The organism is Algoriphagus sp. PAP.12 (assembly GCF_026652115.1).
In the GTDB taxonomy this organism is placed as follows: domain Bacteria; phylum Bacteroidota; class Bacteroidia; order Cytophagales; family Cyclobacteriaceae; genus Algoriphagus.
In genome coordinates this window covers 259,735-274,503 of the sequence record NZ_JAPPSQ010000002.1, presented here as the reverse complement: position 1 = coordinate 274,503, position 14,769 = coordinate 259,735, and the positions used below count along the sequence as shown (strand labels likewise).

The following is a 14,769-nucleotide window of genomic DNA, read 5'->3' as shown; positions in this document are numbered from 1 at the left end:
GGGTAAAATGTCCTTTAATATAACGTAAATTGTCCTTTTTTGATTCGTTTGAGTTAATTTATTTTTAATCCTCCCCAGCATTCCAATAAGCCATCCGCTCCAAAGCATTCACTTCGATCGAATAGAATCCAAATTCTTCCACGACTTTGCCTTGGATTTTATAGATCGCCCGACCTTTGAAAGGAAACTTTTTAGCCACGGGAGGGAAGTGTACGGTATCAATCCAGTCTCCATCCCGATCCAGGAAGGTTCCAAAATGCATCACATCACCTTTGACAGTCCTGGTGTACTTGACAGTCACTAGATAGCCGAGAATTGTAATCTGTTTTCCCAAGTATTGAGTCATCTCCCTGGCTTTGATTCCTTGGGTGTTTTGATCTTTGATCAGATGAAAAGGGGATTCCAGTGGGAACTCCAGAATATCGATTTGATCCAGAATCTCCTGTCGGATGTCAGTTTCATCCAGAGTCGGAACTTCGGGTGGTTTTTTACCAAAAACAATTGGAGTCCTTTGACTTCGGAATAGGTCTTGAGGCCCCACGACAGCCTTTCGCTTATTTTGAAGGAAATGAGCTTCCCAGAGAAGTTCCTGTTTGGTTTTTCCGGTAAAGCGAAAAGCAGTCACCCGAATCAAGATGATCAACTGCTCCAAGCTGATTTCTACACGGGAAACAAACTCTTCTAAACTCAGAAACGGACCATTTGACCTTCGTTCAGTCAGAAGCTTCTCAACGGTCTTCTTTTCCAAGTATTTCATATGAATCAGGCCCAGAAAGACGGTTTTACCTGTAATTCGGGTCAAGTATTCGCTTTCATTGAGGTGGGGAGCCTGGATGTTTGCTCCATTCATTCGGAGTTCATGAACATAAAACTCAGTATGGTAAAAGCCTCCGAAATTGTTAATTACTCCCACCATGAATTCGAGAGGGAAATAGGCTTTCAAATAGAGGCTTTGGTAACTTTCCACGGCAAAGGAAGCTGAATGTCCCTTAGCAAAGGAATAGCCCGCGAAACTCTCGATCTGATGCCATACTTCTTTGGCAACATGCTCTTCTCGTCCCAACTCTTTACAATTGTTGAAATAGCGATCTTTGATTCGCTGAAACTCGTCCTTGGAGCGTGACTTTCCACTCATACCTCTTCTCAGGACATCGGCTTCTCCCAAGCTCAAACCTGCAAAATAGTGAGCTACCTTGATCACATCTTCCTGATAAACCATGATTCCGTAGGTTTCCGGCATAATGTCCCACATGACTGGATGAGCGACCTTTCTGCGGTTTTCATCTACATGTCGAAGGATGTACTCCCGCATCATACCAGAACGGGCTACTCCTGGGCGTATGATGGAACTGGCAGCGACAAGTTCCAGATAGGTATTGGCTTTCATTTTAGCCAAGAGCATGCGCATGGCAGGAGATTCCACATAAAATGCCCCGATGGTATGTCCGGTGCTGAGATGTTCTTTGATCTTGGGGTCTTTTTTGAACTTCTCCACTTCACGGATATCGACTTTGATGCCTTGATTTTGATAGATGATCTCCAGTGAAGACTTGATGTGTCCCAATCCGCGCTGGCTGAGGATGTCAAACTTGTGTAAACCGATATCCTCTGCTGTATGCATGTCGATATGAGCAAGAGGAAAGCCCTTGGGAGGCATCTCCGTGGCAGTGAAGTAATGAATGGGCTTATGCGAAATCAATATGCCACAGGCATGAATGGTCAAGTGAGAAGGCATGTCATGAAGGACTTGAGAGTACTTGATGATCAGTTTGCCATATTGGTCTGGCTGATAGTCATCCTTGTCGGAAAAGTGGATCAAAGACTCGATATCAGTCTTGGGAAGGCCAAAGACTTTACCCAATTCCCGAAGCATGGAATTGTACTGAAAGGTGCTGTAGGAGCCAAGTAGAGCGACATGCTCATTTTTGCCAGAATTGTATTTTCGAAAGATGTAATCTGTCACCTCGTCCCGATCTGTCCAGCTGAAATCAATGTCAAAATCAGGAGGGTTTTCCCGGTACAGATTGATAAATCGCTCAAAATACAAGTCCAGCTCGATGGGGTCTACGTCTGTAATTCCCAAGCAATAGGCGACGATGCTATTGGCGCCGGAACCTCTCCCCACATGGTAGAAATTACGGTGTTGGGCGAAAGTGACGATGTCGTAATTGATCAGGAAGTAGGAGACAAAGCCTTTTTGCTGGATTAGTTCCAGTTCCTTTTCGATTCGCTTGTGAATCTCCGGTGTCAGGTCGGGATAGCGTCGAATGGCTCCTTTGAAAGTTTCCTGTCGGAGAAAATCAAAATCCTCCCAATCCGAACCTAGAATGTCTCTCTTGTTTTTGACGGCTTGGAAATAGAACGAAAACTGACACTGCTCGAGAAGTTTTTGAGCATTGACCAGGAGATAACTGTGATTTTCGCATCGAGCTATCAGATCCGCGTAGGAATAGAATTGATCCGTCTGATCTGCTTGTTCCTCTACAGGGAGTTTGCTGAGGAGTGTGTTAAGATCTATGCTTCGCAAAAGCCGATGCGCATTGAACTGGATCTTGGAGCTGAAGGTGGCTGGCTGAAGTAATACCAATTTTTCCTTCTTCCGAAACCAAGGGGAGGTAAGCAGACGATTGAGTTGGCTGGGATGAATGCCGACGTATTCATTTTCCCGAAGGGGAATGAGCTTCTCCGAAAAAGGATAGATTACAAAGCTATGTTCGAAAGCCGGAGCTTTTGAGTGAAAGGGCCTCTTATGAATCAGATGGTGGGAGAGGTGTTCATTGAGTTCAAAGAACCCTTCCTGATTTTTTGCCAACCCAATGTATTGCTGACTGGTTCCATTGCGGAAATCAATCCCTATGACTGGATGGATTCCGGCTTTCTGAGCGGCTCGGATAAATGGAAATACGCCAGCCGTGCAATTGATGTCAGTTAGAGCCAAAGCATCCAGTTTCTTGCTCTTTGCCTCGGAAATAAGAGCGTCTACGGACTGAGTACCGTATTTGAAACTAAAGTGGGAATGGCAATTGATAAACATGATTTTTAATATTCGCTGCGCTGAGATATAGACTCCTCCGTTGTCTGACATACAAGCTTCGCTCGAGATAAACTTCGCTTCACCCGTGAGATATGCCTTAGGTGAGATAATTCCTTTGTCATCCGAGATAAAGCTTTGCTGAAATAAGGTCGCTTTGCTTCCTAGTAAGCCTTCGGCGAAATAGAACGAGACAGTATATCACCTACCGGAGGGAGGTTTATTTCAACTGTATTTCCAATTATTTCAATAGCACTATCTGCCTTTAGGCTATCTTAGTTATATATGCTTACAGAGCTATCTTACGACTGGATGGAGCAAGTTTCAATTGTATCTCTGCTAAATTGTCAATTATTTTAACATTTGAGTGTTTATAATTTAAACAAAAAGAAATTCATCAATCAAGTAGTTAGATTGATTTTGTAGAAAAATGTCGGGGAGAGGAATAGAAGACTATCCTATCTTAATCCCATATTTACCCAGCAGACCCGGAAGTCCATCTAAGTCAAATCGTGCACCTTTGATTCGGTTGATTTCAGGATCAATTCGGTAGTTTTGGGCATTTCGGAAATCAGCCTTCACCAAAGTGGTCTGATCAAAGACAGCTCCACTCAAATCCGAACCCTGAAAGTTGGCTTCTGTCAAATTGGATTGGGAAAAGTCTACTTCCAGCATCCGAGAGTCAATGAAGCTGGATTTCTTAAGCTGTAGATTATAAAAGTTACAATAATCCAACTGGCAGTTTCTAAAGCTGAACTCCAGCAAAAATGGGTTAGCAGTATTGAAGTGTACCCCTAGGATTTTACAGGTATCAAAGTTGACTTCCCGAAAGGAAACCTGATTGACTTTGATATTGCTTAGATCACAGTTTTTGAACTCACAATTTTCAAAAGAGCAACCTTTAAAATCTAAACTTGAAAAGTTGCAGCCTTCGAAAATGCAGGATTCATATTCTCCCGCTTGAAAGTCTGCTTGATTAAGATTTTTGAAAGTCTGATCTGAGAAATAAGACATGAAGACTAAGTATAGAAACTAATTTTTTGAATTGATAAATGGTAGAAACTTAAAGTCCAGCCAGGTCCCATTTGGCAATGGTATCCTGAATCAGTTCTAGGACTTTTTCATTTACTTTCTCAAAGTATTCATCTGCCTGAGCCTGATCAAAGTTTGGATAGCCTTGTCCCTCCTGATAAAGACCTATGGAGGAAGGGAAAGGAACTGCAGACCAAGCTTTGTTTTGTGGGTAAGCAGTAGCTTGTTCAGGCTTGTATCGCTCTTTGTGAACCAAAGTGGGATCGATTGCTTGAATGTAGGCTGTTTCGTTGAGTCCAGCATGTCCGCCATCTTCTTTGAATACTTCCATAGTGACATCAGAAGCATAGGTCCACCAATTGATCACCAAAGTTCTTACTCCCAGTTCATTGGCCACTTTTCCGGCGATATCTTGTAAAACGGCAGTTTGTCCGCCTCCATGACCATTGAGGATAATGATGTTTTTGAAACCGTTTTTCGCCAGACCTTTCAAAATATCTCGGATAAATGGTCCGTAGGCTTCTTCGGTAATTTGAAATGCACCCGGATAAGCAGCCATACTTCCTGTAATTCCATAGTTCAGGGTAGGGGCAATCATGGCATTAAGGTCAGCAGCGAGATCTTTAGCCATGGCGGCAGGAGCAGTATTGTCAGCGCCATTATTGATCACTCCGTGGGGCTCTAAGGTACCTGTGGGAAGTAATACAGTATTGATTTTCTCAGGAACAAACTCTGCAAACTCCATCCAGTTGATTCTATCCATTTCTCGGGTAGATATTTCTTGAGCCAGAGTTATTATTGAAGACAAGCAAAGAATAGGAAGGACAAAAAGTTTTTTCATGGGATAAGAGCTGGCGATAATTTTGAATTAGGAATCAATTTTTTCTTGTGGAATATTGATTTTCTCAAAACTAAGAATGATTTCTGTTCCTTCACCAGGTTTACTTTGGATTTGGATATGGCCTTGGTTTTTTTCCATAAACTGCCTCACCAATAGCAATCCCAATCCTGTACCTTTCTCTTTTTGTGTACCTTCTGTGGATTTTACGCGTACAACCTGAGTGAATATTTCAGACAATTTTTCTTCTGAAATTCCTATTCCTTCATCTTTGATGTGGAGGTTTACATATTCATCCTCATCATGTTGGGAATTCCATATTTTTATTTCGCTATTTGGATTAGAGAACTTGATCGAATTCTGAAGGCAATTTTGAAGAATGATTCGAACTTGCTGTGGATCTACAAGAACATGTAGACTGTCAAATGTCATCGAAGCATCGATATTAATGTTCTTAGAAATAGTTTGATAATCTAGCTGATCTACTTCTTCATTAATGATTTCTGATAAATTGGTTGGAGTTCGATTAGTGAGAATTCCGTCCAGTTGAGCATGGGACCATCTAAGTAGTTTACGTAGCATCTGATCTGTGTCTGATACTTGTTTGATCAAAAGCTTACGGGCATTTTTTTGTTCTTCTTCATCAAGTACTCCTTTTTCCTCCAGTTCCAAAAGTTGCTTTACAGAGTTGATAGGAGCCTTTAAATCATGGGAAAGAATAGAAAATAGCTTGTTTTTCTCTTCATTGATTGCTTCAAGCTTATCGTTCTGGATTTGGATTTGGTTTTGTTTTTCAAGTAGGACCTGATTGATTTTTTCTTTTTGCTTAATGACTCTCCCATAAAGGATAAATCCTACTATTAGGCCAAAAAGAACGATGGTGAGAATAATTGTAAACTTCCTGTTGAACTCAGCGCTGTTTTCTGCTAACTCTTTCTCCTGCTGAAGATTTTGATTGTCAGCATTCGCCAAAAGGAGTTGAAGATAGCTGATTTCAGCGTTTTTGTTTTCGCTATATAGGCTATCAGAATAGGCTTTAAATAGTTTTGAATTAGTCAGAGCTTGGTCGTATCGTCCAAGGTTTTCATAGATAGACATCATTACATTGGCTAACCTTCCTTTATCCCAATATCCTCTGGTTTTATTGACATAATTTTCAGCTATTTCCCCAAACTCCAATGCTTTTCTATTATTCCCTTTGGCTAATTCAATTTCGGCAAGTCCGGAATATGCAAATGCATTAGCCCAATTGGTCAATGTTCCAGGATAATCTAGAACGAGTTTGTAATATTTTTCAGATTCCTCAAGATTACCTTCGTCAAAATAGATTTTTCCAGCTCTATTCAGTGTCATCGTGTATATCACGCGATCTCTATGATCGTTTAGATACTCAAGTGCCAGATTTATGGATTTGTGCGCTTTATCAAATTGCCTTAAATCTGACTCTGCAATACTTCTGTTGAAATAATTCTTTCCAATTCCATAAGTATCCCCCAAAGACTTATTGATATTAATGCATCGATTGAAAATATCAATAGCTCCTTCAAGTTCGTTTTGGCTTAGATAAATGAGTCCTCGCCCATTTAGAGCATAACTTAACCCCGATTCATCTTGAGTTTTGTTAAAAATTTCATTGGCAGCAGTATAATGCTTCATGGATTCTACATAGTCTCCTTCCACATAATAAAGCGTCCCGAATAGATTAGCAATTTTGCCAATTTTGTTCTCATCATGTTGAAGGCGCGCAATAGAATCTGCTTGAGATAAATAATGAAATGCACTGTCCCATTCAACATAAAGGTATTTTTCCCCTTTGTCGATCAATGAGTCCAATAAAAATTCTGATTCATTTTGGACGGAACTTTCCTCCTGAAATGGGAAGAAAGCCCAGGCCATAGAAATCAATAATATTAATTTTGACATTAGGTGATGTCTTGAAAAGATTCTTTTAGAATGGGAAGATAGCCTACTCAGACAAATATTAAAATAATGCTATTAAATTTTTTTTAGTGAACGAATAGTTGAATTAATTGATAATCAATGAAAAAGGCCCTTTTTGAGAAGGGCCTTTTTACTATTCACATTTGACGTTTGGATTGAATGGAGTAAAAATCCCTGATGGGTTGTGCTTCCATGCCCAGACGTGTATTTGATAGTTTCTAAATGGAAGCGGGTTGTGTACTTCATCAGGCTCATCGAACTCCTGCATTCCGAAATAAGGAGGCATTTCATTTTCTGCATCCCAGGCTTCTGCATCGATAATAAATTCGATCCCTACCAATTTCATTTTACCATTTTTGTCCATTTCATAAAGGATGGCTTCTGGCATAGTTGGATCAAAGGTACCATCAAATGGAATTGAATTCTCTTCCTCTGGGTTGAATTCCGGGTTGTCAGGCCGGATGTAATGATATCCCATTCCACCATTTGGACTTGATACACAGGGTGTCCCTTGAAAGTATCCATCTTCCATTGCAACTTCAATTCGATGATACTTTGCTGTAGTGGCTCTGAGGGTGGCAACCATGCTTAAGGTTCCCGGATCCATCCTCATATTTTCCAGAGGATAAGTGTAAAAGTCATTATCCAAGCTTGCCTCTGTTAGTTGATCTGATTGGATTGATGGTTCAGAAGTCTCTGCCATACATCCGAACATAAGGAAAATGATGCTAAAGCAACCCGCCAATTTTGCGGAATTGCTCATTAAATAATTTTTCATGGTTAAAATATTTTGGGTTGATAATCGAAATCGAAAAATACTCCAGTATGGAGACCAAAAAACTTCCCGAATCGGAGATTACAAAATTGGAAATTCTCTTAACTACTTGAAAATAAGTTAAATAATATAAAAATTCTAATTTTTCACTGAATAAAAACCAACTAGATTGTACTTTACAAAGTTATCTTGTAAGCACTAAAAGGTTGAAGGTGTGGAGAATCCTGTAGTTCTTGATGGACGAATTCTTCTAGGAATTCCATTCCTATTTTTTCCATGACTCGAGTGGAGGCTTTATTAGAGGTAGATGCATAAGAATGAACTTCTTTTATTCCAAGTGTTTTGGCATATTCCAGACAAGCCAATGCGCCTTCAGTAGCTAATCCAAGATTCCAATAATTTTTACCAAATCTCCATCCGATATCAATACAGGGAGTAAAACTTGCTGGAAAGGATTTTCTTCCCATTCCTAGTGTTCCCGCTAGTTCGCCAGTTTCTAAAAAATCAACCGCGAAATAACAGAAATTGTCCTTTTCAAAATTGGAATTCATCAGTTTCATCCTATCTCTACTTTCTTCAACAGTATATGGGTTTTGGAAAAAATGCATCACTTCAGCGTCTTGATTTATTGCAGCAAATGCCTCCAAATCAGCTGAATTCCATATACGAAATCCGAGCCGATCACTTTTAAAAATGTAGGTTTTCATCGTTGATCAGAAAGCTAGAAATAGTAAGGATGATATGGGTACTCTAAACTTTACACAAGTAAGATGTTCAAAAATCTTTCTTTTTCCAATTGAGTGAATTTAGTTGAAGTTTAAAAGCGACATTTTTTGTCAATTAGACCAGTCTGGAATTCGAAAGTAAGGGAGGTTTTCTATCTTCGGGCTCAGACTTTTTATCATGGAGCAAAAACCCTTTATAATTTATAAATCTTCCGCCGGGTCAGGAAAAACCTACACCTTGACTCTGGAATATTTAAAACTGGCACTTCAAAACCCTCGATCTGCATACAAGCAGATTTTAGCTGTAACCTTTACCAATAAGGCCACTCAGGAGATGAAGGAGCGTATTTTGAAGGTTTTGAGTCAGTTGAGTCAAAGGGTAAATCCGAAAGGTGATCTAGAGAAAGTTTTGATGGAATCTTTGGATTTGAACCCAAAACAGCTTCAGTCCAGAGCAAAAGAAACGCTTCTTCACATTCTTCACGGATACGGTTATTTCGCAGTCAGTACGATTGATTCATTTTTCCAGCGTGTTATTCGGTCCTTTGAAAGAGAAATGGATCTACAGGCCAAATTTGATCTTGAAATGGATACAGATGCTGTTTTGGAGAGGTTGGTGGATCGGATCGTAGAGAAGGTCAGTCAGGATAAAAACCTGAGGGCCTGGCTAGTGGACTATGCCAAAGAACAGATCGAAAATGAAAAGTCCTGGGATATCAGGAATGGTATCAAAAGTCTGGGAAAAGAAATCTTCAAAGAAGGCTTCAAAGCATACCGATTACTCTTTCAGCAAAGTGTAGCAAAGGAAGGCTTTTTGGGAGAATTCCGAAAATACATTCGTGATGAACGAGCCAAATTAAAAGCCGAGGCAGAAACCATGCGGCAAAAAGCCGATGAAATCCGAGTTGCTCATGGGTTAGAGTGGACTGATTTTTCTGGTGGAGGTGGGACTTCTAACTTTGTAATTCGGCTATCAAAATTAGGAAAAGAGGAAGAACCTTTTACCCAGCCAACTGAAAAACAATGGGATAAAATTAATGGTATTGAAACCTGGTTTACAGGAAAAAAGAATCCAAATGCATCCTCTATATGTGCTTCAGCTGATGCTGGGTTAAGAGATTTACTTTTATCCTTACCTGAAAAACTAAAGCATTGGAACACTCTAGAAGCATTACACAGAAACCTCAATGCTTTTGGAGTTTTTAGAGACCTGATATTAGAACTCAGGGAATTGAAAGATGAAGAAAGTATTCTCTTGATTTCGGATGTCAATGACTTTTTGCAGGAAATCACCAAAGACAATGAAGCTCCATTTATTTATGAGAAAATCGGGAATCAATACCGAAACTACCTGATTGATGAGTTTCAGGATACTTCTGATTTCCAGTGGTCTAGCTTTAAGCCATTATTGGAAAACTCATTAGCTTCAGGAAATACAAATTTGTTGGTTGGAGACGTCAAGCAGTCGATTTATCGATGGAGAGGAGGGAAGCTTGAATTGTTGTTGAACGAGGTTCAAGCCCAGATTCCTGTTTCCTATATCCAGGAGAAAAACCTGGCAACCAATTACCGTAGTCTTCCAGGAATCATCCAGTTTAATAATTCCCTTTTTCAGACACTTCCAATTTTGATGGAGGAAGGGATGGAAAGAGAGTTTGGCTTTGAATCTGAATCATTGTTGACGAAAGCATTTGATGATTCCATTCAAGAAATTCCACAGGGTAAATTCCAATTGGACTTCCAAGGCAAAATCCGCCTTGAGTTTAGGGAAATACCCGCTCGTTCTCCCTATCAATCTGAAGAAGAGGAGGAAGAGGATGATGAAGGGGTTTTGGGGAAACTTCCTCAAGTAGTGATGGATCTGCAAGAGAAAGGCTATCAGTTGAAAGATATCGCATTTCTGGTTCGAAAGAATTCTCAAGGAGTAGAAATAGCAGATCATTTGATGGCTTATGACAGAGATCATCCTGATTCAGGCTATCGATTTGATGTTCTTTCCGAGGAATCTCTCTTTTTGGATAAATCCGCAGCCGTCAAATGCTTGTTGGCACTATGGAACTACCTAAGTAATCCTGCCGACCGGGTGGCCCTGAAAACAGCCTGGTACTATTTTGCTTTGCTTCACGGGATTTCATTTTCTCACGAACTCTTCCACAAGTTCAAGCAAGTTCCTGAGCTCAAAGACAAGGATTTAGAACTTCAATCCAGATTGAATGAATTCTTGCAGTTGCCATTATTGGAGTTGATGGAGGAAAGCATTGAGTTTTTGGATTTGATGAAGCTCCAGGCAGATTTGGCCTATATATCCGGATTCAAAGAGGCTGTTTTTGATTTTGTGAAAAATAATCGGGCGGACTTGGTTGGTTTTCTTGACTGGTGGGAATTGAATAGCAGAAAGAGGACAGTGAAAATTCCCGAAGATCATGATGCCATGCGGATTTTGACAATTCATAAGTCCAAAGGCCTTCAATACAAAGTGGTGATCATGCCGTTTTTGGATTGGAAAGTGGTTGCAGACGGATTGCAGGCACCTATTATTTGGTCTCCTTTTGCAACCGATACAGGTTTGGAAACCATCGTTCCTCTGACGCATGGCAGCACTTTGAAGGATTCCTTTTTCTCCAAAGCCTATGAAGATGAAGTCAGATTGGCCTATTTGGACTCCTTGAATATGCTTTATGTGGCTTTTACTCGCGCCGAGGAAGTGATTTGGGGCTATTCCAATTTCACCAATAGCAAATCAAAAGGTGTCAGTCAAAAATCTACCGGAAATATCCTTTATAGCCTTTTTTCTTCAGGTTTTCAAATTTCTGAATTTGGTTCAAGTCAACATTGGGATGCAGAAAATCTAGTCTTTGAAGCTGGTGAATGGGCAACTATCGAGGTGGAAAAGGAAAAATCAACCTTTAAGCCCAAACCCTTGCGATGGCAAACGCAGGATTGGAGATCGAAGCTCAAAACCAAAACCATCGCTTGGGATTTTTCAGGAGATGGCTTGAATGCTCGAGCTCAGAGGAGATTGGGAGTGATCGTCCATGAGCTTTTGGCAGCTTCGAAAACTCAAAAAGATGCTGAATTGCTTCTTCAAGAATACACTTTTGAAGGTAGAATTGATCGTGAAACAGCTGAGGAAGTAAGCGAGCAATTGAAAAAACTATTTGAATTGCCGCAGTTCCAAAGTTGGTTTGGCGGAGATTATCTGACTTTGGCAGAACAAGGGATATTATTGCCTGGAGGACATCAAAAGCGGCCAGATCGTGTCCTGATAGGCGAAAATGAAGTCTTGGTCATTGATTTTAAAACAGGAGAAAAATACGCTTCTCATCCAAAACAAGTCAAAGAATACATGGGATTAGTCCATCAATTGAGCCAAAAACCGGTAAAAGGCTTTTTGTGCTATTTGGAACCCACTGAAATTATCGAAGTATGATCCCATTTTTGAAAGAAACAGCACAAAAGCTTCTGGATTCTCCCCGAAAATTGGAGGACTTGGTGGTCGTATTGCCAAACCGAAGAGCAGGTTTATTCTTTACCAGATATCTCGGTGAATTGATCGACAACCCTGTTTGGATGCCGGAGGTCAAAACGATTGAGCAGGTGTTTTATGGATTGGCAGGAAAGGCTCCAGCCGATGAATTGACCCTGATTTTTGAATTGTACGAACTGTATAGACAGATTCAGGAGGAGCCGGAAGACTTTGATCGCTTTTATTTCTGGGGCGAGTTGATTCTCAAGGATTTCAATGATTTGGACCAATTTATGGCTCCCGCAAAAGTCTTGTATCAAGACTTGGCCGAAATCAAGGAATTTGAATCTGATTTAAGTTTCCTGACGGAGGAACAAAAAGATCTGATTTCTCAGTTTTGGTTGGCCTTTGAGAAGCAGAATGATCAGGAAAAACAGAAATTTCTGAGATTTTGGCAGATTTTGGGTCGCTTATATGAAGACTTCCAACATCGACTAAAAACTGCCGGATTGGCTTATTCAGGCCAATTGTACAGGCAAGTTGCAGAAAACCTGAAGGCAATCGGAAAACCCAAAAAACATTACGTTTTCATTGGTTTCAATGCCTTTACTCTTACTGAAGAAAAGTTGATCGGGCATTTCGTCAAAGAATTTGGAGCGGAGATCTTTTGGGATGTTGATCAATATTATCTCAAAGATCCCATTCAAGAAGCCGGTTTGTTTTTCAGAGATTACCAAAAGGATTCAATTTTTGGAAAAACTTTTCCTGAAGAAATCCCAGATGAAGTTCGACTGAAGAAAGATGATATTCACGTTCATTCCATTCCCTTAAAAACCAATCAGGCAAATTTAGTTGGGAAGCTGTTGGAAGAGCTTCCTTCTGATGAGAAATTAGAAGAAACGGTCATCATTTTGCCTGATGAGCAATTGCTGTTTCCGGTTTTGCATTCATTGCCATCGGATATAGACAAGCTGAATGTGACCATGGGCTATCCGGTCCGAAATGCGCCAGTTTATGCTTTTTTGGATGCGGTATTAGACCTTCAGCGCTATGTGAAAATTCGGGAAGGTGTTGTGAATTTTTACCATAAGCCGGTTACAGATTTGCTTTCATTTCCTTATTTATTGAAAGAGGATCAGGCTCATTTTCAGGCTTTATTGGAAAAAATCAAAGGTGAAAACCTCTTAGAAATTCCAGCAAGTCAATTAGTTGGTGAGTCCAAGCTTTCGGAATTGGTTTTTCAACAGGTAGATCCATCTGGAGTTTTTGAATATCTGGGACAATTGATGGAGCATTTGGCTCAGGATCTCCAGGATGATGAAGTTCAAAGATCCTATCTGTTTCAAGCTTTCAAGCAACTGAATCGAATCAAGGAAATTTTCCAAGGGAATAACTCCAAGACTCTTAAAATTGATTTTGTACTGAAGCTATTTCGTCAGATTTTCAGAGAATTGAAACTTCCCTTTGAGGGGGAACCTTTGCAGGGACTTCAAATGATGGGTGTGCTTGAATCCAGAAACTTGGATTTTCGCAGAGTGATCATTTGTGATCTAAATGAAGGAAGTTTTCCTCCTGGTGGCGGGATCAATTCCATGATTCCATTCAATCTTCGAAGAGCTTTTGGTTTGCCAGTTCAGGAGCAAAATGATGCAATCTATGCCTATACTTTTTATAGATTGTTGCATCGAGCTGAAGAAGTTCATTTGATTTATACCACCGCCGCAGATCAGGGAAAAGCAGGGGAAATGAGCCGTTTTCTTCAGCAAATGCAAGCAGAAATGGGAGTGGCTGGACCGGAAATATCCATGGTCCCTGTTGGTTTGACACCTGCCAAGGAAATTCAGGTTCAGAAGACTCCAGAAGTACTGAATGATATGAAGATCTTTTTGGCCAAAGAGCATCCGGTGTCCAAAAACCGCCCTCTATCTGCTTCTGCATTAAATATGTATCTGGATTGCAGATTGAAGTTTTACTTCCGCTATGTGGCTGGTTTGAAGGAGAGAGAGGAGGTAGTCACGGAGATTGATCCTTCTACTTTTGGGACGATTTTGCATAATGCGGTTGAGACCATCTATGGCCTGGACGAATCCAAGACTCCAAGGAAAATTGATTCCCATGAAATTGATCGATTGATGCCTCAGGCAACTGAAGCTGTAGATCAAGCCATCCGAAATTTCTATCAGGTAGAAGAAGGGAAATCCATGGAGTATTCTGGTCAGCTACAGATTGCTCGAGAGATTTTTATCAAGTACCTCGAGGCCATTTTGAAATACGATCAGGAAAATGGTGAGTTTACGATTTTAGGAGTGGAAGCGGATGTACCTGCAAGTATTCCTGTCCAAACGAAAGATGGGGTAGTCAACTTTGCTCTTCAAGGGGTGATCGACCGGGTTGATTTGAAGGATGGAGTAGTCAGATTGATTGACTATAAAACCGGGAAAGACGATAAGAAAGTCCTCTCCATTGAGTCCTTATTTGACAGAGATGAAAAGAAAAGAAATAAGGCAGCTATGCAAACTTTATTGTATGCTTATTTCTATCAGTTCGAGCATCCTGAGAATCAAAAGCCATTGAAACCGGGGATTTTTAATATCCGGGAAATCTATAATCCCAAGTTCAATCCATTCCTTCAGATGAACGGGCAGGAGATTCAGGATTACAAAGCAGTTGAAGAAGAATTTAGGGAGGGATTGTCAGGTATGCTGGGAGAAATCCTAGATCCTGAGGTTCCATTCTCGCAGACAGAAGATGAGGAAAAGTGTAAGTTCTGTCCTTTTAAGGAGATTTGTGGGCGGTGAGGATTATCCTAAGTACCAGGTCCAAAGTACCAAGTAGGTCGAACGCTGGGGCTTCGTTATTCGAAGTTCGGCATTCACTGTTCGATATTTAGGACTGTGAGTACCAAGTACCATGTACAAAGTACCAAGTCGGCTGAGTTCTGGGGCTTTGTTAATCGTGGGT

General features: G+C 40.5%; 8 protein-coding genes. 2 read left to right on the top strand and 6 right to left on the bottom strand.

The genetic code is table 11. The features are described 5' to 3' along the window. Positions 1–64 precede the first annotated feature (64 nt). The 6 genes from O0V13_RS04570 to O0V13_RS04545 form a co-directional block, all read right to left on the bottom strand. Complete coding sequence (locus tag O0V13_RS04570) at positions 65–3,034, bottom strand: DNA polymerase III subunit alpha (RefSeq protein ID WP_268033892.1); 2,970 nt, start codon at positions 3,032–3,034, stop codon at positions 65–67. A 450-nt stretch (positions 3,035–3,484) separates the two neighbouring features. After that, on the bottom strand, positions 3,485–4,045 hold the full coding sequence (locus O0V13_RS04565; RefSeq protein ID WP_268033809.1) for a pentapeptide repeat-containing protein: 561 nt from the start codon (positions 4,043–4,045) through the stop codon (positions 3,485–3,487). A 49-nt stretch (positions 4,046–4,094) separates the two neighbouring features. Beyond that, positions 4,095–4,904: a creatininase family protein gene (locus O0V13_RS04560; protein ID WP_268033808.1), complete on the bottom strand. Its 810-nt coding sequence runs from the start codon at positions 4,902–4,904 to the stop codon at positions 4,095–4,097. Between the two features lie 27 nt (positions 4,905–4,931). Further along, positions 4,932–6,824 (bottom strand): tetratricopeptide repeat-containing sensor histidine kinase, encoded by a 1,893-nt coding sequence (locus O0V13_RS04555; RefSeq protein WP_268033807.1) that lies wholly within the window; start codon positions 6,822–6,824, stop codon positions 4,932–4,934. 151 nt (positions 6,825–6,975) lie between these two features. After that, a complete protein-coding gene (locus O0V13_RS04550) occupies positions 6,976–7,620 on the bottom strand; it encodes a hypothetical protein (RefSeq protein WP_268033806.1) in 645 nt (214 codons plus the stop codon). A gap of 173 nt (positions 7,621–7,793) precedes the next feature. Next, entirely contained in the window at positions 7,794–8,324 is a 531-nt protein-coding gene (locus O0V13_RS04545; RefSeq protein WP_268033805.1) for a GNAT family N-acetyltransferase, read from the bottom strand. A gap of 196 nt (positions 8,325–8,520) precedes the next feature. Between O0V13_RS04545 and O0V13_RS04540 the strand changes: the two genes are divergently transcribed. Then, positions 8,521–11,772, top strand: coding sequence for a UvrD-helicase domain-containing protein (locus O0V13_RS04540; RefSeq protein WP_268033804.1), 3,252 nt, complete (start codon positions 8,521–8,523; stop codon positions 11,770–11,772). Next, complete coding sequence (locus O0V13_RS04535) at positions 11,769–14,606, top strand: PD-(D/E)XK nuclease family protein (RefSeq protein ID WP_268033803.1); 2,838 nt, start codon at positions 11,769–11,771, stop codon at positions 14,604–14,606. The genes O0V13_RS04540 and O0V13_RS04535 overlap by 4 nt, the downstream gene beginning before the upstream one ends. Positions 14,607–14,769 lie beyond the last annotated feature (163 nt).

Excerpts from the sequence above, each read along its gene's own strand:
- O0V13_RS04555 (WP_268033807.1), bottom strand. The coding sequence starts at position 6,824 with ATGTCAAAATTAATATTATTGATTTCTATGGCCTGGGCTTTCTTCCCA.
- O0V13_RS04565 (WP_268033809.1), bottom strand. The coding sequence starts at position 4,045 with ATGTCTTATTTCTCAGATCAGACTTTCAAAAATCTTAATCAAGCAGAC.
- O0V13_RS04535 (WP_268033803.1), top strand. The coding sequence starts at position 11,769 with ATGATCCCATTTTTGAAAGAAACAGCACAAAAGCTTCTGGATTCTCCC.
- O0V13_RS04545 (WP_268033805.1), bottom strand. The coding sequence starts at position 8,324 with ATGAAAACCTACATTTTTAAAAGTGATCGGCTCGGATTTCGTATATGG.
- O0V13_RS04560 (WP_268033808.1), bottom strand. The coding sequence starts at position 4,904 with ATGAAAAAACTTTTTGTCCTTCCTATTCTTTGCTTGTCTTCAATAATA.
- O0V13_RS04540 (WP_268033804.1), top strand. The coding sequence starts at position 8,521 with ATGGAGCAAAAACCCTTTATAATTTATAAATCTTCCGCCGGGTCAGGA.
- O0V13_RS04550 (WP_268033806.1), bottom strand. The coding sequence starts at position 7,620 with ATGAAAAATTATTTAATGAGCAATTCCGCAAAATTGGCGGGTTGCTTT.
- O0V13_RS04570 (WP_268033892.1), bottom strand. The coding sequence starts at position 3,034 with ATGTTTATCAATTGCCATTCCCACTTTAGTTTCAAATACGGTACTCAG.